Consider the following 16,642-nt stretch of genomic DNA (forward strand, 5'->3'; position numbering starts at 1 on the left):
GCGTCGACCGAGGCCGTCAGGAGGAGACGACTGCGGCTGTCGTGGCGGCCGTGGTGGCTGCGGTCATCGCGGCCTGCGCCGAGGCCACCGCGTCGCGCACGGCCTTGGCCGCCCATTCGCCGTCGGCGATCTCCTTGGCCCGGCTGCGGATCTGCTTGGCGGCGATGCCGTGGTTGTCAGCGAGGATGCGGTGTGCCTTGCTCACGGCGTGCAGCAGCGCGACCAGCGCGGCGGTCCGGTCCGCGGGCCGCGCGCCCTCGAGCAGGGCCCCAGCCAGCTGCCGGCGTACGGCGTCCTCGTGGCTGGAGTCGATCGCGGGCCACCGCTCCCGGGGAAAGATGCCCCACACCCTGTCCTCCTCGTGGGCGATGATGCCGCGCGCGACCAGGCGCTCGAGCAGGGTCTCCTTCAGCCCCTTGCCGAGGCGGTTCACGAGGTCCTGGGCGGTGCGCTCCTTGTCGCCGATGGTGCGCAGCGCTTCGACCAGGATCGCGTCGGCCGGCTGCCGGGCGTCGGTCAGCACGTGCACCTTCGCGGACGACCAGGTCCCGTTCTTGCGGACCTCGAGGGCCTCGGCCATGGCCAGCTCGATCAGCACCGCACCGCCGAGCAGCGGGGTGAGGTAGGTGGCGTCGAGCTTCCCGGAGTCGTCGTCGAGCAGGAGCAGGAGCAGGTCTTCGGCGATCAGCGTGGACATGACCACGACCGTAGCGCCCGCGGGAAGGCGGCGTGACAGCATGTCGGCATGCCTGACCTGAGCCATGAGGAAGCCCACGAGATCGCCCGACGCGGCACCAGCAAGGTCGCCTGGCTGCTGGTGAAGGTGCTGATGATGCCCGTCCTGCGGCTGCTCTTCATGATGCGCGCGACCGGCAGGGAGAACATCCCGGAGCACGGGCCGGCCGTGATCGCGCCCAACCACAAGAGCTTCTGGGACGCCTTCTTCATCTCCGCCGTGACCAGGCGCCGGATCTTCTTCATGGGCAAGTCCGAGCTGTTCCGCGGCCGCAGGGGCCGGCTCCTGTTGCTGCTCGGCGGCTTCCCGGTCAAGCGCGGCGAGTCCGACGCCGAGGCCATCGAGACCGCCAAGGCGATCCTCGAGCGCGGCGACGTGCTGGCGCTCTTCCCCGAGGGCACCCGGGTCAGTGACCCGCTGTCCCTGGGCACGCCACGACGCGGGGCCGCAAGGATCGCCATCGAGGCCGGCGCACCGATCATCCCGACGGCGATCACCGGCACCGAGAAGCGACGCTGGCCGCTGCCGCGCCGAGTGCAGATCGCGTTCGGCGAGCCGGTCCCGGTCGACGACCTGACCGCCACCCCGGAGCTGGCCCAGGCCCTGACCGCGCAGACGCTCTGGCCCACGATCGACGAGGACTACCGACGACTGAAGTCCCGCCCCGGAGTGATCGCGGCCGGCGTGGCTGCGGTCGGTCTCGGTGTGCTGGTGCACAGGCTGCGCCACCGGTAGTGATCCATCGTTGGGAAACCGGTGTGACCGGCCCCGACCGCCCGACCCAGATGACCCATCTAGGATCACCCCCATGAGCAAAGTCCTGTCCGCCGTCGCCTGGCCGTACGCAAACGGCCCGCGCCACATCGGCCACGTGGCCGGTTTCGGCGTGCCCTCCGACGTCTTCAGTCGCTACATGCGGATGGCCGGCCACGACGTGCTCATGGTCTCCGGCACCGACGAGCACGGCACGCCGATCCTGATCGCCGCCGACGAGGCCGGCGTACCCCCTCAGGAGCTCGCCGACCACAATCACCGGCTGATCGCCGAGGACCTCACCGCGCTCGGCATCTCCTACGACCTCTACACGCGTACGACGGCGCGCAACCACCACGCCGTCGTGCAGGAGATGTTCCTGGGCGTCTACGAGAACGGCTACTTCGTCGAGCAGACGACGTACGGCGCCATCTCGCCGTCGACCGGGCGCACCCTGCCCGACCGCTACATCGAGGGCACCTGCCCGATCTGTGGCGCCGACGGCGCGCGCGGCGACCAGTGCGACAACTGCGGCAACCAGCTCGACCCGCACGAGCTGATCAACCCGAAGTCGAAGATCAACGGCGAGACGCCGGAGTTCATCGAGACCCAGCACTTCTTCCTCGACCTGCCCGCGCTGGCCGAGGCGCTGACCGGCTGGCTCGACGAGCGTGAGGCATCGGGCACCTGGCGCCCCAACGTGATCCGGTTCAGCCAGAACATCCTCAAGGAGATCAAGCCGCGGGCGATGACCCGCGACATCGACTGGGGCATCGCGGTCCCGCTCGAGGGCTGGCAGGACAACCCGACCAAGAAGCTCTACGTCTGGTTCGACGCGGTGATCGGCTACCTCTCGGCGAGCATCGAGTGGGCCCGTCGCTCCGGCGACGCCGACGCCTGGCGCGCCTGGTGGAACGACCCCGAGGCGCTGTCCTACTACTTCATGGGCAAGGACAACATCACCTTCCACAGCCAGATCTGGCCGGCCGAGCTGCTGGCCTACTCCGGCAAGGGCGACAAGGGCGGCAAGCCGCGCGAGTACGGCGAGCTGAACCTGCCGACCGAGGTGGTCTCCAGCGAGTTCCTCACCATGGAGGGCAAGAAGTTCTCCTCCTCCAAGCGCGTCGTGATCTACGTCCGCGACCTGCTCAGCCGCTACCAGCCCGACGCGTTCCGCTACTTCGTGGCCGCGGCCGGCCCGGAGAACCAGGACTCCGACTTCACCTGGGCCGAGTTCGTGCGCCGCACGAACGACGAGCTCGTCGCGGGCTGGGGCAACCTGGTCAACCGCACGGCCACCCTGATCGCCAAGAACTTCGGCGAGATCCCGGCCGCCGGTGAGCTCACCGACGAGGACACCACGATCCTGGCCACCGTCGAGGCCGCCTTCGGCAGCGTCGGCGAGCTGCTCGGCGCCCACCGCCAGAAGCAGGCGATCAGCGAGGCGATGCGGGCTGTCGCCGAGGTGAACAAGTACGTCACCGACACCGCGCCGTGGACCCTCAAGGGCGACGACCAGCGCGAGCGGCTCGGCACCGTGCTCCACGTGGTCGCCCAGTGCGTGGCCGACCTCAATCTCGTGCTGTCGCCGTTCCTGCCGTTCTCCGCCAACGCGGTCGACGAGGTCTTCGGTGGCGCCGGCGACGTGCAGCCGATGCCGCACGTGGTCGAGGCCGACGACCTCGACGGCGGTGCCGGCTACCCGATCATCACCGGCGACTACACCGGGGTGCGGGCCTGGGAGCGGGCACCGATCAAGGTCGGTACGCCGGTCGCCAAGCCGACCCCCGTCTTCGTGAAGCTCGACACCGCGATCGTCGACGAGGAGCTGGCCCGGCTCGCCGAGTGACCCTGTTCGGCTGAGCCTGCTCAGCCGGCCAGGTCGGCTGACTCGGTGAGGCCCCGCACCTCGGGCAGTTGTGCGGCGGCGTTGACCATCACGGAGAACGCGAGGAAGGCCAGCGCCCACTCGTGGTGACCGGCCTGCGCCAGGCCGGCGGTGGCGAGTCCGAAGACCAGCACCTTGGTGACCGGTCGGACGACCGGCCCGCCGTACGGCGCCTTGGGTGAGGCGAACGCCCACCACACGGCGACCACGACGACCGGCATGACGACGGCCAGGGGGACTCCACCGGCGTGGGCACCCCAGACCCCCGCGGCCGCCATGGCCAGCAGCTCGTCGACGAAGACCAGGGTCAGGACGGTCCAGCCGACGGCCGCTGGGGCCTGCACTCGCGTCATGCCGCAAGGTTAGGGCCCGCAGGGCGTGGCCCGGGTCAGGCTCAGGCGAGCGGGCTCTCCGCGAGGGTGACCGTCTGCTGGTGGGTGGCGCCGGAGGCGTCGGTCCAGGCGATCTGCACGCTGTCGCCGGGCTCGTGGTCGGCGACCGCGGCCAGCAGGTCTTCGGCCGAGCCGACCGTGGCGTCGCCGACCGCGGTGATGGTGTCTCCTGCGACGATCCCGGCTCCCGCGGCGGGGCCGTCGTCCTCGACGCCCGCGACTGTCGCGCCGCTGCCCGTGCCGCCGTTCGCAGCTCCGGTGGTGGCGGCGATCGAGATGCCGAGGAACGCGTTCGGGCCGATCTGCACGGTCCCGGACTCGTCGCCGCTCTCGATCTTCTGGGCCACCGCCAGGGCGGTGTCGATCGGGATCGCATAGCTGCGGGTGCCGTTGGAGGCCGCCGCCGTGGTGATCCCCACGACCTCGCCCTCGGCGTCGTACATCGGGCCGCCGCTGTAGCCGCCGACCACGGGGGCGTCGGTCTCGACGAGGCCGGTGAGCTGCTCGGAGGACCCGGTGCCGCCGGCGGTGATCTGCTGCCCGGTCGCGGTGACCGTGCCGCCCAGGGCGGTCAGGTAACCCTGGCCCTGCGCGTTGCCGACCGCGGTCACGGCGTCACTGGTCGCCACGTCGTCGTCATCGGTGGCGACCGTGTCGAGACCGCTGGCGCCCTCGAGCCGGATCAGCGCCACGTCGGCCGACTCGTCGTGCCCGATCACCGTCACCGGGTAGGTCTCACCGGTGGCCGCGACGGTCGCCTTGAGGTCGGTGGCGCCGTCGACGACGTGGTAGTTCGTCAGGGCCACACCGTCCGAGTCGATCACCATCCCCGTGCCGGCACCCGACCCGTCGGTCAGGGTGCTCTCGATCAGCAGCACGCCCTTCGACTGCTCGTCGGTGGCCGCCTCGGCTGTCGACCGGCCGATGTCCTGGGGTTGCACCTGGCCCTGGTCGCCGTACGGCAGTGTGGTCGATCCGCCACCGGAGATGTCGGAGTCGCCGGTGCCCGGCAGGTCGGTGCCGCTCGCCGGCGCTGCGCTCGCGCCCATGCGGGCGCCGTCGTTCGAGGCGTCCACCAGCTGCCAGGTCAGGGGGACTGCCACGGCCGCGGAGAGCGTGGCTCCCACGGCGAGCCCAGCCGCCACCGGTCGCCAACGTCGACGCGACTTGCCGGCGCCCGCGGTCGGTGCGGGCTGCTGCGGCGGGAGAGGTGACGTGGGCTGTTGCGGCGGGAAGGTTGAGGGGGCCATGGGAAGAGTTCACCGCGCAAAACCCAAGATCTCTTCAGAAGAACCTGTGAGTTCGGTGTGGGTCCGGGTTTGTGGTGCTGTCCGGCTGGTTAAGGTCCAGACCATGACAGCCGAGATGTACGTCCCCCAGTTCTTCGTCAAGCAGAAGATCACCATGATGGTGAACCGCTACGAGATCATCGCCGCCAACCCCGACGGAACCGAAGGACAGCTTCTCGCCCTCGCCGAGCAGAAGCGGATGGCCTTCAAGGAGCAGGTGACCTTCTTCAGCGACGCCGCCAAGACCCGCCCGGTCTTCGGCTTCAAGGCCCGCAAGAAGATCGACCTCAACGCCGGTTACGACGTGACCGACGAGCAGGGGCAGCCGATCGGCTTCTTCCGCAAGGACTTCAAGGCCAGCCTGTTCCGCTCGACCTTCCACATCGAGGGGCCCGGGTTCGCCGGCACCGGCCAGGAGCGCAGCGGCCTGGTGGCCGTGCTCCGCCGGTTCAGCGACATCCCGTTCCTGCGGTTCCACTTCGACTTCACCGACCCCAACGGCGCCCAGCTGTTCTCCAGTGAGCGCAAGGGATCGCTGCGCGACAAGTACACCGTCACGGTGCACGACCAGCGCGTCGACTTCCGCGTCGCTGCCGCCGTGGCCGTGGGCCTCGACGCGTTGCTGGCCCGCTGACCCACTGATCCTGCTGTCGGGCTGGCTACGATCCGGGCGTGCTCTATCCCCAGGCGCGGCGCGCCGTCGAAGCCCAGGCCGGCGTACAGCCGGTCAATGATCCGTCGTACGACATCGCGGCCGCGCGTGCCGAGGCGCGCGCGGTCGCGGCCCGTCAACCCCGCGAGGACGTGGCGGAGGTGCGTGACGTCGACGCCGGGGGAGTGCCGTGCCGGTTCTACCGACCGGCCTCGTCGACGGCCGGGCTCGTCGTGCACCTGCACGGCGGCGGCTTCGTCTTCAACGACGTCGACGTCCACGACGCCGCCTGCCGTCGGCTGGCGAACCGCAGTGGCCTCGCAGTGCTCAGCGTCGACTACCGCCGGCCACCCGAGCACCGGTTCCCCGCAGCGCCCGACGACGTCGACACGGTGCTCGCCTGGCTGGAAGAGAACTTCCCGCTGGCCGGCCAGAGCTGGTTGACGTACGACGACGCGCAACGGCGGGACAGGATCCCCGTCTTCGTGCACGGTGACAGTGCGGGGGCGAACCTCGCGCTGGTCGCCGCGCTGCGCCACCCGGGACGCTTCGCGGGCGTGGCGCTGATCTACCCGTTCCTCGACCCGACCGGCGGCTTCGAGTCCTACGAGACCGCGGCCGAGGGCTTCGACCGGGCCGAGGCGCAGTGGTACTGGGAGCAGTACGCCGCCACGCCCGCCGACCACACCGACCCCGACTTTGCGCCGTTGCTGGCGAAGAACCTCGACACCCTGCCGCCGACGCTCGTCGTCACGGCCGAGCACGACCCGCTGCGCGACGAGGGCGAGCACCTGGCGCACCTGCTCGCCGAGTCCGGCGTCCAGGTCGTGGCGAGCCGGCAGCTGGGCATGGTACACGGCTTCTGGCGCCACCCCGACGCGTTCGACGCGGCCGAGCCGTTGACCCGTCAGGTCGCCGGATTCCTGCGAATGCTCGTCTGACAGAATCCGCCGCATGCGCGTTCACCTCGGATCCGACCATGCCGGACTGGAACTCAAGGACCACCTGCTCAACTGGCTCGTCGAGGCCGGCCACGAGGTCGTCGACCACGGCCCGTTCGTCTACGACGCCCTCGACGACTACCCGGTCTTCTGCCTGCGGGCGGCCGAGGGTGTCGCCGCCGAGCGTGCCGAGGGCCAGGACAGCCTCGGTGTGGTGATCGGCGGCTCGGGCAACGGCGAGCAGATCGCGGCCAACAAGGTCAAGGGTGTCCGCTCGGCCCTCGTGTGGTCCGAGGAGACCGCCGTGCTGGCCCGCGAGCACAACGACGCCAACGTCATCTCGGTGGGCGGTCGCATGCACACCGTCGAGGAGATGACCCGGTTCGTCGAGGTCTTCCTGGCCACGCCGTTCACCGACGAGGAGCGCCACGTGCGTCGCATCGGCCAGCTGTCGACGTACGAGATCGACGGCGAGCTGCCGCCCCTGCCGGAGTCCGCCCTGCGCGGGCCCGCGGATGCCTGAGGGACACACCCTCCGCCGTCTGGCGAACGAGCTCGGTGACGCGTTCGCCGGCCGAACCGTGCGTGTGCAGAGTCCCACCGGCCGTTCGGCCGCCGACGCGGCCGTCGTCGACGGCAGCCTGCTGGTCGGTGCCGACTCTGCCGGCAAGCACCTCTTCGTGGAGTTCGAGGGGGAGCGGTTCGTCCACGTCCACCTCGGCCTGATCGGCAAGTTCGACGTCGCGGCCGGGGTCGAGGAGATCCCGCACCCGCAGGGCCAGGTGCGGCTCCGCCTGTTCGCCGGCGGCGAGCGGCCGGCGTACGCCGACCTCCGTGGCGCCACCCAGTGCGACCTGACCGGAGTGGCGGGACGCGACGCGATCCTGGCCAGGCTCGGACCGGACCCGCTCCGCGCCGACGCCGACCCCGAGCGGGCCTGGCGCCGCATCTCGGCCAGCCACCGCCCGATCGGCGACCTGCTGATGGACCAGGCAGTGATCGCGGGCGTCGGCAACGTCTACCGCGCCGAGGTGCTCTTCCGGCACCGGATGCACCCGCTGCGGCCGGGCCGGAGCCTGCGGCGCAGCCAGTTCCAGGCGATCTGGGACGACCTCGTCGAGCTGATGTCGTACGGCGTCCGGGTTGGCCGGATCGACACGGTGCGCCCGGAGCACACCCCCGAGGCGATGGGAAGAGATCCGCGGAAAGACGACCACGGAGGCGAGGTCTACGTCTACCGTCGTACTGGTCGCGCATGCCACGTGTGTGGTGCGGCGATCAGGACGGAGCCGCTGGTCGGCCGAAACTCGTTCTGGTGTCCACGCTGTCAGCCGCGCTTCCGCTCGCGCGCTGGCCTAGGGTAAGGGCTGGAATTTCCGGTGTTCGTCTCCAGAGAGGGGTTGACGTGGCCCGGTCCGGTCAACCCCTGAGCAGGCGAGCGAGGCGACGGTGGACCACGTGGCGGCGCAGGATGGTCGCCACCGACAACCTCACCCTGATGTCACTGATCGTCCTCACCGCGGTGTGCGCCGCCCTCTTCGCGGTCGCGCCTGGCGTCTGGCCGCTCACCCTCGTCGTGCTGCCGATGTTCCTGGGCGGGTTGTTCCTGAGCCCGCGAGACCTGCCGTGGTTCCTGGTCTTCGTGCTTGCCGTGCTGGCGTTCGCGGTCACCAAGCAGTCGCCGCTCACACCTCGACTGGTGATCGGGGTGGTGGTGCTGTTCCTGCTGGGCTTCATCACGCTCCTCTCGTCGTTCCGGCGCTCGCGCCTCGGCGTCGCCGGAATGCAGGGGGAGTCGATGCTGGTCGACCTGCGCGACCGCATCCTCAGCCAGGGCACGCTGCCCGACCTCCCGGCCAACTGGTACGCCGAGTCGGCGCTGCGCTCGGCCGGCGGTACGCCGTTCGCCGGCGACTTCGTGGTCGCCTCACGCAAGGGCAACGACAGCCGCCTCGACTTCGTGGTGGTCGACGTGTCGGGCAAGGGCGAGGACGCCGGCACCCGTGCCCTGCTGCTCTCGGGGGCGTTCGGCGGGCTGCTGGTGGCGCTCACCGCGGAGGAGTTCCTGCCGGCCGCCAACGACTACCTGATGCGGCAGAACTGGGACGAGGGCTTCGCGACCGCCGTACACCTCACCATCGACCTCGACACCGGTGACTTCGCCGTGCGTACGGCGGGGCACCCACCCGCGATCCAGCTGCTGGCCGGGTCGGGCAAGTGGATCGTGCACGAGTCGGAGGGCCCGATCCTCGGACTCATGGACGACGCCGAGTTCACGGTGGTGCGGGGCCGGATGCGCTCGGGTGACGCCGTGCTGCTCTACACCGACGGTCTGGTCGAGACGCCGACCCGTGACATCAGCCTCGGCATCGACAAGCTCCAGGGACAGGGCGAGCGGTTGCTGCGCAGCGGGTTCGACAACGCCGCACGGAGACTGATCGACGCGCTCGGCTCGCGCAACGACGACCGGGCGCTCCTGTTGCTGCACCGCCGCTGACTGCTCGGCTGCCCGCAGCCGGGTGAACCTGATTGGGAGCGACCCCCGCGCATGTGGCACCATGACACCGCACAAATGTGCGCGCGGATGTAGCTCAATGGTAGAGCCTCAGTCTTCCAAACTGATTACGCGGGTTCGATTCCCGTCATCCGCTCCAAGTGCCGCTCAGGCTCGCTCTGACGGCTACTTGGCGGGGCGTAGCGTAGTGGCTAGCGCGCCTGCTTTGGGAGCAGGAGATCGCAGGTTCGAGTCCTGTCGCCCCGACAGCACATCCCCTGCACCCGCACCATTCCCTGACCCATGAGGAGAAACCTGTGAAGAGCGCCGTCGAGACCTTGAGCCCGACCCGGGCCAAGCTGACCGTCGAGGTGCCCTTCGAGGAGCTCAAGCCGAGCCTCGACGCGGCGTACAAGAAGATCGCCCAGCAGATCAACGTCCCCGGCTTCCGCCGTGGCAAGGTCCCGGCAGCGGTCATCGACCGTCAGGTCGGCCGTGGCGCCGTCCTCGACGAGGCGATCAACGAGATGCTTCCCAAGAAGTACATCGAGGCCCTCCAGGAGAACAACCTCGAGCCGCTGGCCCAGCCCGAGATCGAGGTGACCAAGCTCGAGGACAACGAGACCCTCGAGTTCACCGCCGAGGTCGACGTCAAGCCCGAAATCGAGGTGCCGGCCTACGACGGCGTCGAGGCCCAGGTCGAGGACGTCGCCGTGAGCGACGCCGACGTCGAGGAGCAGGTGCAGGCCCTTCGTGAGCGCTTCGGCACCCTGAAGACCGTCGAGCGCGTGGCCGCCGACGGCGACTTCGTGACCCTCGACCTCAAGGCCACCAAGGACGGCGAGGTGCTCGAGGGCGCCGAGGTCGCCGGCATGTCCTACCAGGTCGGTCGCGGCGGCATGCTCGACGGACTCGACGAGGCGCTGGTCGGCATGGCCGCCGGCGAGACGAAGAACTTCAGCTCCGAGCTGGTCGGTGGCGACCTGGTCGGCGAGCCCGTCGAGGTCGAGGTGACGGTCGGCCAGGTGCAGGAGCAGGAGCTGCCCGAGGTCGACGACGAGTTCGCCCAGCTGGCCTCCGAGTTCGACACCGTCGACGAGTTCAACGCCGACGTGCGTGAGCGCCTGACCCGCGGCAAGCGCCTCGAGCAGGCCGCCGAGGCCCGTGACGCCGTCCTGGAGAAGCTGCTCGAGCAGGTCTCGATCCCGCTTCCCGAGACCCTGGTCACCGAGGAGCTCAACGCCCGTCGCCAGAACGTCGAGCAGCAGCTGGTCTACGCAGGCCTGACGATGGAGAAGTACCTCGAGGACGAGAAGCAGACCGTCGAGGAGTTCGAGGCCGACCTCGACCGCCGGGTCCGCGACGCGGTGACCGCGCAGTTCATCCTCGACGAGGTGGCGAAGAAGGAGGAGCTCGGTGTCGACCAGCAGGAGCTCTCCGAGCACCTGATCCGTCGCGCGCAGCAGTCCGGCCAGGACCCGCAGGAGTTCGCGAACCACATGTTCGAGCACAACCACATCCCGGACCTCGTCCAGGAGATCCTGCGCGGCAAGGCGCTGGCCACGATCGTCGAGTCGGCGGTCGTCAAGGACGCCTCCGGCAACGTGGTCGAGCTGAAGAACCTCCGCCCCGACGGCACCATCGGCGAGCCCGAGACGTCCGAAGAGGCGTCCGCGGACGCAGCGGACGCCGACGCGGAGACCACCGAAGAGGCCTGAGCAACCGCCCGGGCAGCCGCTTGGGCAACACCGTCGACGACGCGTCCCGGACAGCAGCTGTGCTGACCGGGGCGCGTTGCGCATTGTCCGGCCAGCGCTGGAGTTCACTTGTGCAGGCAGTTCGACCGGCGAGGGGCACGGTGCGCGGTCACCGTCTCACCCCGACACGCGAACTGCCTGTTCACATGAACACGTCGAGGACGAGGGGTAGCCCTCGGGTGGGCGGATCGCGCGTCTCATCACGGCGTGGATGGTTGTCCCGGCCACCGGCACCCCGGACACTGTCCCGGTGAGCACTTCGTCGGTCGTCACCGCGCCGTGGCGCCTCCTGTGGCGCCTGGGCCTGCGGAGCTCGCCGTTGGCACTGGCCGCGCCGCTGGTCCGCACCCGGCCCGACCCCGACCTGGCGCCGGTCGCGCTGCGCGCTGCCGGCGCCGATGTGGCCGCCGAGCCCGCCGCCCTCGAGTCGGCCTTCCCGCACGCCACCGACCGCATCGTGGTGCTGGTGCCCGACACCGACGAGGACGAATCGGCCTGGCTGCGGCACCTCGACCAGGTGGGTGGCACCTACGCCAGCCGCCTTGCCGCGCTGCTCGACTGGACGCCCGTGAACGTGCGGGTGTCCCCGGGCGAGGGCACGGCCGTCGAGATCGCGACCACGCTCCAGGCCCTGGTCGACGGCTGGCCGGTGCCGGTACGCCGGATCGCGCTGGTCGGGCACGGTCGCGGGGGACTGGTGCTGCGCGCGGCCTGCGCACTGCGCCACCAGACGCCCGACGCATGGCACGAGCTGGTCTCCGACGTGGTGCTCCTCGGCACGCCGCACCTCGCCGTGCCGGCAGGGCGCACCATGGTCCCGCTGTCCCGTCGGGTCGACGAGGAGCTGGCCGGCATCGTCACCGATGACGTGGTGGACGTGTCGGCACAGCCCCTGCCGCATGCGCGCTACGCCCTGATCACGCCGCACACCCGCCTGCAGCAGAGCCGCCTCGGCGGGCTGCTCGGCGACGTGCTGTGGTGGCGGCACCGGTTGCCGATGCGTCCCCGCAAGGCCCGCTCGCTCTTCCCGAGCGCAACGCTGCACCACGTGCCGACGCACGAGATCGGGCTGGTCAACCATCCCGACGTGCACCAGGCCATGCTCGCCTGGCTGGCCTGAGCCTCGATCGGGGGCAGTTCGCGCGGCCGTTCGGGGTGACCTGACCCTCAACGGGTTGCGCTGACCCCGACAATTGAGTGAACATGTGTGCACTCAATGTTCTTGGAGGTGCACCATGCGCGACGCGTCCGGTCCCGGAGTCGTCGACGTGCTCGGCCTGTTGCCGGCGTACGGCGACGAGATCGTGCTGCGCACCGTCCGTGACACCCACCGGGCCTGGGCCGGACGGGTGTACGGCGTGCTCGACCGTGCCACGGGCGGCAAGGCCCGCGGCGTCCGACTCGTGCACGACGGCATCTCGTCGACCGTCTACACCTCGATCGGCGTCGCACTCTCCGCCGGGACCGTCGCCCTGAAGGCCGCCGGCAGCCAAGGCGTCGGCCCACGCCTCGACGACTCGCCGCGCGGCAGGTTCGTCCGGGCCGCGCTCAACGGGCTGATCGGCGACCGCTTCGCTGACGAGGGGTCGCGCCTCTCGATCACCACCGCCGTACGACGCGACGGCCGCGACGTGCCGGTTACGCCCGACGCCCTCGCCGAGGCCTTCCCGGCTGCGACCGGCCGGGTCGCCGTGCTCCTCCACGGGCTGTCCGAGAACGAGTCCTTCTGGGACCTCCACCGCGACACCGTCGGCAGCACGTACGCCGAGACCCTGGCCGGCCTCGGCTGGAGCGTGGTCATGGTGCGGCTCAACACCGGCCGTCCGATCCGCGAGAACGGCATCGAGGTGGCCGCCCTGCTGCGCGACCTCACCACGGGGTGGCCCGTCGAGGTCTCGCAGATCGCCCTCGTCGGCCACTCGATGGGCGGGCTCGTGGCGCGCGCCGCCTGCGCCGTCGCGATCGACGACGACCGGCCGTGGACGGGCCTGATCAGCGACGTGATCACCCTGGGCAGCCCCCACGCCGGAGCACCGCTCGCGATCGCCGTCGGCCACGGCAGCCGGCTGCTGGCCCACCTGCCGGAGACCTCGGCGTTCGGGCGCATCCTCGACCACCGCTCGGTCGGCATCGAGGACCTGGTCGACGGACTCGGCCACGACGTACCGCCGCTGCCCGGGGTGCACTACCGCCTCGTCGCGGCGACGCTCACCGGGTCGGCCCGGCACCCCGTCGGGCACCTGGTCGGTGACCTGCTGGTGCGGGTGCCGTCCGCGCACGGCCGCTCCCGCAGGCACCCCGACCTCTTCCCGGACGCCGACGTGCTGCACGTGCCACGATCCGACCACTTCGGGTTGCTCAACCACCCCGACGTCCACGACGCGATGAGGAGCTGGCTGCGATGACCGCCGAGCGAGAGCTGCGCGCCGAGACCACGATCGAGGCGACGCCCCAGCAGGTCTGGGCGGTGCTCTCGGACCTCTCCCGGATGCCCGAGCTGAGTCCCGAGACCGTGCGCATGCTGCCGCTGAAGAGGGGCGGCCTGCGCGTCGGGCAGTGGTACCTCGGCGTGAACCGGCGCAAGCTCGTCGTGTGGCCGACGCGCAACGTGGTCGCCGAGGTCGAGCCGGTCCGCCGCCTCAGCTGGGACACCACGTCCAGCGGCGCCCGCTGGATCTACGAGCTGGAGGAGTCGGGAAGCGGCACCCGTGTCGTGCACCGTCGGCCCGTGCCACGGCAGCTGACCCTTCTGGGCAGGGTGTTCGCCACCCTGGCCCTCGGTGGCAAGGAGGACCACGCCGACGAGCTCGAGGCCGGCATGGCCCGCACCCTCGACCGGTTGAAGGCCGCCGTCGAGCGCTGAGCTCCGCACCGTTTCGAGCCGGTCACCCCACCAGCTCGCGCAGCCCGGCGACGAGGCGGTCCACGTGCTCGTCCACCGTGCCGAGGCCGAGGCTGGCGCGCACCGCCGTACCGTCCTCGTCGCAGCCGCCGGACCCGCCGAGCAGGTGGGCCAGCAACGGGTGGGCGCAGAACTTGCCGTCGCGCACGCCTATGCCGTGCCTGTCCGCGAGATGCTGTGCGACGTCGCGGGCTGAGTGGCCCTCGACGGTGAAGGCCAGGATGCCGAGCCGTGGGTGGTCGGGTCCCCACAGGCTGAGCTCGCGCAGGCCGGGCACCTGCGCCAAGCCCGAACGCAGCCGTTCGAGGAGGCGCGTCTCGGCCGCCACGACGGCGTCCCAGTCGGCGGAGAGCTCGCGGCAGGCAGCGGCGAGGGCGACCGCGCCGAGCACGTTGGGGGTGCCGGCCTCGTGTCGCTGCTCGGCGTCCGCAGTCCACTCGACGCGCCCGTCAAGGGCCACGCTGCGGGTCGCCCCACCGCCGCGGAGGTACGGCGCCGCGGCGCGCAGCCAGTCCGCCCGGCCAGCCAGCACGCCCGTCCCGAAGGGTGCATAGAGCTTGTGACCCGAGAAGGCCACGTAGTCCAGGCCCGTGGCGTCGAGCGGTCGATGCGCGACGTACTGCGCCGCGTCGACCGCGATCCGCGCGCCGCACGCGTGGGCCACGTCGGCGAGCTCCCGCACCGGCCACAGCTCGCCGGTGACGTTCGAGGCGGCGGTGACCACGAGGAGTCGCGGCCCGACCGGACAGGCCTCCAGCGCCTCGCGTGCGGCGGCGACGGCCGCGGCCGGGGTGGCCGGGGGAGTGAGGCGTACGGCGTGGCGCCAAGGCAGCTGCGTGGCGTGGTGCTCGGAGTCGAAGACCACCACGCCGGTGCCATTGGGCACGGCCCGGGCCAGCAGGTTGAAGGCGTCGGTGGTGTTGCGCACGAACACCACGGCCTGCGGCCCGCCGAGGAACTCCCGCACGGTCCCGCGTGCCTCCTCGTAGGCGCGGGTCGTGACCTGCGAGGCGTAGCCCGCACCCCGGTGCACGCTGCTGTACGTCGGCAGGGCCCGGGTGACCGCCTCCTGCACAGCGGCCAGGCAGGGCGCCGAGGCGGCGTAGTCGAGGTTGGCGTACGGCAGCACGCCGTCGCCGACGGGCACCGTGAGATCGGCACCGACGACGGCAGGGAGAGTGGCGAGCAGGGACATGGGTGACCTCCGGGTTTCCGGGACCCCGAAGCGTCGAGATCCGCGCTTGCCCGTTGCACCGCGCAACGGGCCAGGTCGTCACCCGGGCCACCCCACCGCGGAGGAGGGTTGGCGGCCAGCAAGCCGGGGCTTGGTGCTGGCACTCATGACCGTGGTCAGGATGTTAGCCGGAACCCTGCCCGGCCGCGACCCGGGAATCCCGGGTTCGCTCCGGGATGGCCCCGCCTGTCGAATCTGCTGTGGGCGAACAGGGGTGTCCGACGCGTGGATGTGTCGGTCCGGGCGGCTAATGTCGCTCTCGTGAACCAGAATCAGAGCCACATGAATGAGCCCCGACGCTCTGTCGAAGCCAACGGCGGCGGCGCGTCCTACGGGCTTGACGACCACATCTACCAGCGGTTGCTCCGCGAGCGCATCGTGTTCCTCGGTTCCGAGGTGCGCGACCAGAACGCCAACGCGATCTGCGCCCAGCTCCTGCTCCTCTCGGCCGAGGACCCTGAGGCCGACATCTTCTTGCACATCAACAGTCCGGGCGGGTCCGTCGACGCCGGCATGGCGATCTACGACACGATGAACTACATCCCCAACGACGTCGCCACGGTCGGCATGGGCCTGGCCGCCTCGATGGGCCAGTTCCTGCTCTGCGCCGGCACCCAGGGCAAGCGCTACGCGTTGCCCCACGCGCGCATCATGATGCACCAGCCGTCGGGCGGCATCGGTGGTTCGGCCTCCGACATCAAGATCCAGGCCCAGCAGAGCCTGCTGCTCAAGAAGCAGCTCGGTGAGCTGATCGCCCACCACACCGGCCGCACCATCGAAGAGATCGAGCGCGACTCCGACCGTGACCGTTGGTTCACCCCCGGCGAGGCCCTCGAGTACGGCCTCATCGACAAGGTGATCACCAACGCCCGCGAGACCGCAGACGAAGGCCGCCCGGCCCACGGAAAGGCCTGACCCCATGAACTACTACATCCCCCAGTGGGAAGAGCGCACCTCCTACGGGTTCCGGCGCATCGACCCCTACGGCAAGCTCTTCGAGGACCGCATCATCTTCCTCGGCACGCCGATCAGCGACGACATCGCCAACGCGGTGATGGCGCAGCTGCTCTGCCTCGAGTCGATGGACCCCGATCGCGACATCTCCATCTACATCAACAGCCCCGGTGGCTCCTTCACCGCGCTGACCGCGATCTACGACACGATGCGGTTCATCAAGCCCGAGGTGCAGACCGTGTGCCTGGGGCAGGCTGCCTCGGCTGCCGCCGTACTCCTCGCCGCGGGTGCGCCCGGCAAGCGCCTGGCGCTGCCCAACAGCCGCATCCTGATCCACCAGCCCTACACCGAGGGTCAGGGCGGCCAGATCTCCGACCTGGAGATCCAGGCCAACGAGATCATCCGCATGCGTGAGCTGCTCGAGAAGATGATCGCCGACCACACCGGCAAGCCGGTCGAGGAGGTCAGCCGCGACATCGAGCGCGACAAGATCCTCACCGCCGACGCGGCCGTGGAATACGGCCTGGTCGACGCGATCCTCGAATCCCGCAAGGCGCTCCCCGCGCTCGCATGACCCGATCGGACCTCGTGTCCGGCAGCGCAAGCGGCCGGGCACGGGGTACCGTCGAGAAGTTGATCAGGCAGAGGAA

At 70.5% G+C, this 16,642-nt stretch carries 17 protein-coding genes, 2 tRNA genes and 1 riboswitch; of the genes, 15 read left to right on the forward strand and 4 right to left on the reverse strand.

Annotated elements, in window-relative coordinates; all coding sequences use genetic code 11:
- Positions 1-16: 16 nt before the first annotated feature.
- Complete coding sequence (locus ASD30_RS01145) at positions 17-697, reverse strand: GOLPH3/VPS74 family protein (protein WP_056675756.1); 681 nt, start codon at positions 695-697, stop codon at positions 17-19.
- A 48-nt stretch (positions 698-745) separates the two neighbouring features.
- On the opposite strand from ASD30_RS01145, the gene ASD30_RS01150 reads away from it, so the two are divergent.
- Positions 746-1,471: a lysophospholipid acyltransferase family protein gene (locus ASD30_RS01150; RefSeq protein WP_056675759.1), complete on the forward strand. Its 726-nt coding sequence runs from the start codon at positions 746-748 to the stop codon at positions 1,469-1,471.
- A 73-nt stretch (positions 1,472-1,544) separates the two neighbouring features.
- Positions 1,545-3,338: a methionine--tRNA ligase gene (gene metG / locus ASD30_RS01155; RefSeq protein WP_056675763.1), complete on the forward strand. Its 1,794-nt coding sequence runs from the start codon at positions 1,545-1,547 to the stop codon at positions 3,336-3,338.
- Positions 3,339-3,358: 20 nt separating this feature from the next.
- On the opposite strand, the gene ASD30_RS01160 is transcribed toward metG, so the two are convergent.
- Together ASD30_RS01160 and ASD30_RS01165 are read right to left on the reverse strand one after the other, a co-directional pair.
- Positions 3,359-3,730 (reverse strand): DUF2568 domain-containing protein, encoded by a 372-nt coding sequence (locus ASD30_RS01160; protein WP_082563477.1) that lies wholly within the window; start codon positions 3,728-3,730, stop codon positions 3,359-3,361.
- A gap of 41 nt (positions 3,731-3,771) precedes the next feature.
- The gene (locus ASD30_RS01165; RefSeq protein WP_082563478.1) at positions 3,772-5,019 is read right to left on the reverse strand and encodes a S1C family serine protease; all 1,248 of its coding nucleotides are present in this window, start codon (positions 5,017-5,019) and stop codon (positions 3,772-3,774) included.
- Positions 5,020-5,122: 103 nt separating this feature from the next.
- Here ASD30_RS01165 and ASD30_RS01170 point away from each other — a divergent pair, with 103 nt between their 5' ends.
- The 11 genes from ASD30_RS01170 to ASD30_RS01220 all read left to right on the forward strand — a co-directional run bounded on the left by ASD30_RS01170 (position 5,123) and on the right by ASD30_RS01220 (position 13,765).
- The gene (locus tag ASD30_RS01170) at positions 5,123-5,692 is read left to right on the forward strand and encodes a hypothetical protein (RefSeq protein WP_056675772.1); all 570 of its coding nucleotides are present in this window, start codon (positions 5,123-5,125) and stop codon (positions 5,690-5,692) included.
- A 38-nt stretch (positions 5,693-5,730) separates the two neighbouring features.
- On the forward strand, positions 5,731-6,651 hold the full coding sequence (locus ASD30_RS01175; protein WP_056675775.1) for an alpha/beta hydrolase: 921 nt from the start codon (positions 5,731-5,733) through the stop codon (positions 6,649-6,651).
- A 13-nt stretch (positions 6,652-6,664) separates the two neighbouring features.
- Positions 6,665-7,174 carry a ribose-5-phosphate isomerase gene (locus tag ASD30_RS01180; protein WP_056675778.1) on the forward strand — a complete coding sequence of 170 codons (510 nt, stop codon included), beginning with the start codon at positions 6,665-6,667 and terminating at the stop codon, positions 7,172-7,174.
- Complete coding sequence (locus ASD30_RS01185; protein ID WP_056675780.1) at positions 7,167-8,015, forward strand: Fpg/Nei family DNA glycosylase; 849 nt, start codon at positions 7,167-7,169, stop codon at positions 8,013-8,015. The genes ASD30_RS01180 and ASD30_RS01185 overlap by 8 nt, the downstream gene beginning before the upstream one ends.
- Before the next feature lie 107 nt (positions 8,016-8,122).
- The gene (locus ASD30_RS01190) at positions 8,123-9,148 is read left to right on the forward strand and encodes a PP2C family protein-serine/threonine phosphatase (protein WP_056675783.1); all 1,026 of its coding nucleotides are present in this window, start codon (positions 8,123-8,125) and stop codon (positions 9,146-9,148) included.
- Positions 9,149-9,231: 83 nt separating this feature from the next.
- Positions 9,232-9,305 (forward strand) — tRNA-Gly (locus ASD30_RS01195).
- Positions 9,306-9,339: 34 nt separating this feature from the next.
- Positions 9,340-9,412 (forward strand) — tRNA-Pro (locus tag ASD30_RS01200).
- Between the two features lie 50 nt (positions 9,413-9,462).
- Complete coding sequence (gene tig / locus ASD30_RS01205) at positions 9,463-10,863, forward strand: trigger factor (protein WP_056675786.1); 1,401 nt, start codon at positions 9,463-9,465, stop codon at positions 10,861-10,863.
- Positions 10,864-11,152: 289 nt separating this feature from the next.
- On the forward strand, positions 11,153-12,022 hold the full coding sequence (locus tag ASD30_RS01210) for an esterase/lipase family protein (protein WP_056675790.1): 870 nt from the start codon (positions 11,153-11,155) through the stop codon (positions 12,020-12,022).
- 115 nt (positions 12,023-12,137) lie between these two features.
- Positions 12,138-13,307: a lipase family alpha/beta hydrolase gene (locus tag ASD30_RS01215; protein WP_056675793.1), complete on the forward strand. Its 1,170-nt coding sequence runs from the start codon at positions 12,138-12,140 to the stop codon at positions 13,305-13,307.
- Positions 13,304-13,765 (forward strand): SRPBCC family protein, encoded by a 462-nt coding sequence (locus ASD30_RS01220; RefSeq protein ID WP_056675798.1) that lies wholly within the window; start codon positions 13,304-13,306, stop codon positions 13,763-13,765. Before ASD30_RS01215 ends, ASD30_RS01220 begins: the two co-directional genes overlap by 4 nt.
- Before the next feature lie 22 nt (positions 13,766-13,787).
- Here the strand turns inward: ASD30_RS01220 and ASD30_RS01225 are convergent, their stop codons facing one another.
- Positions 13,788-14,999 (reverse strand): aminotransferase class V-fold PLP-dependent enzyme, encoded by a 1,212-nt coding sequence (locus ASD30_RS01225; RefSeq protein WP_056675802.1) that lies wholly within the window; start codon positions 14,997-14,999, stop codon positions 13,788-13,790.
- 37 nt (positions 15,000-15,036) lie between these two features.
- A riboswitch (SAM riboswitch) is annotated at positions 15,037-15,150 on the reverse strand.
- A gap of 170 nt (positions 15,151-15,320) precedes the next feature.
- Between ASD30_RS01225 and ASD30_RS01230 the strand changes: the two genes are divergently transcribed.
- Both ASD30_RS01230 and ASD30_RS01235 read left to right on the forward strand, forming a co-directional pair.
- Positions 15,321-15,953, forward strand: coding sequence for an ATP-dependent Clp protease proteolytic subunit (locus ASD30_RS01230; protein WP_056675805.1), 633 nt, complete (start codon positions 15,321-15,323; stop codon positions 15,951-15,953).
- 4 nt (positions 15,954-15,957) lie between these two features.
- Positions 15,958-16,566: an ATP-dependent Clp protease proteolytic subunit gene (locus ASD30_RS01235; RefSeq protein ID WP_056675808.1), complete on the forward strand. Its 609-nt coding sequence runs from the start codon at positions 15,958-15,960 to the stop codon at positions 16,564-16,566.
- The last annotated feature ends 76 nt before the right edge of the window (positions 16,567-16,642 follow it).

Origin of the sequence: Nocardioides sp. Root140, assembly GCF_001426745.1 — a bacterium.
Lineage (GTDB): Bacteria > Actinomycetota > Actinomycetes > Propionibacteriales > Nocardioidaceae > Nocardioides.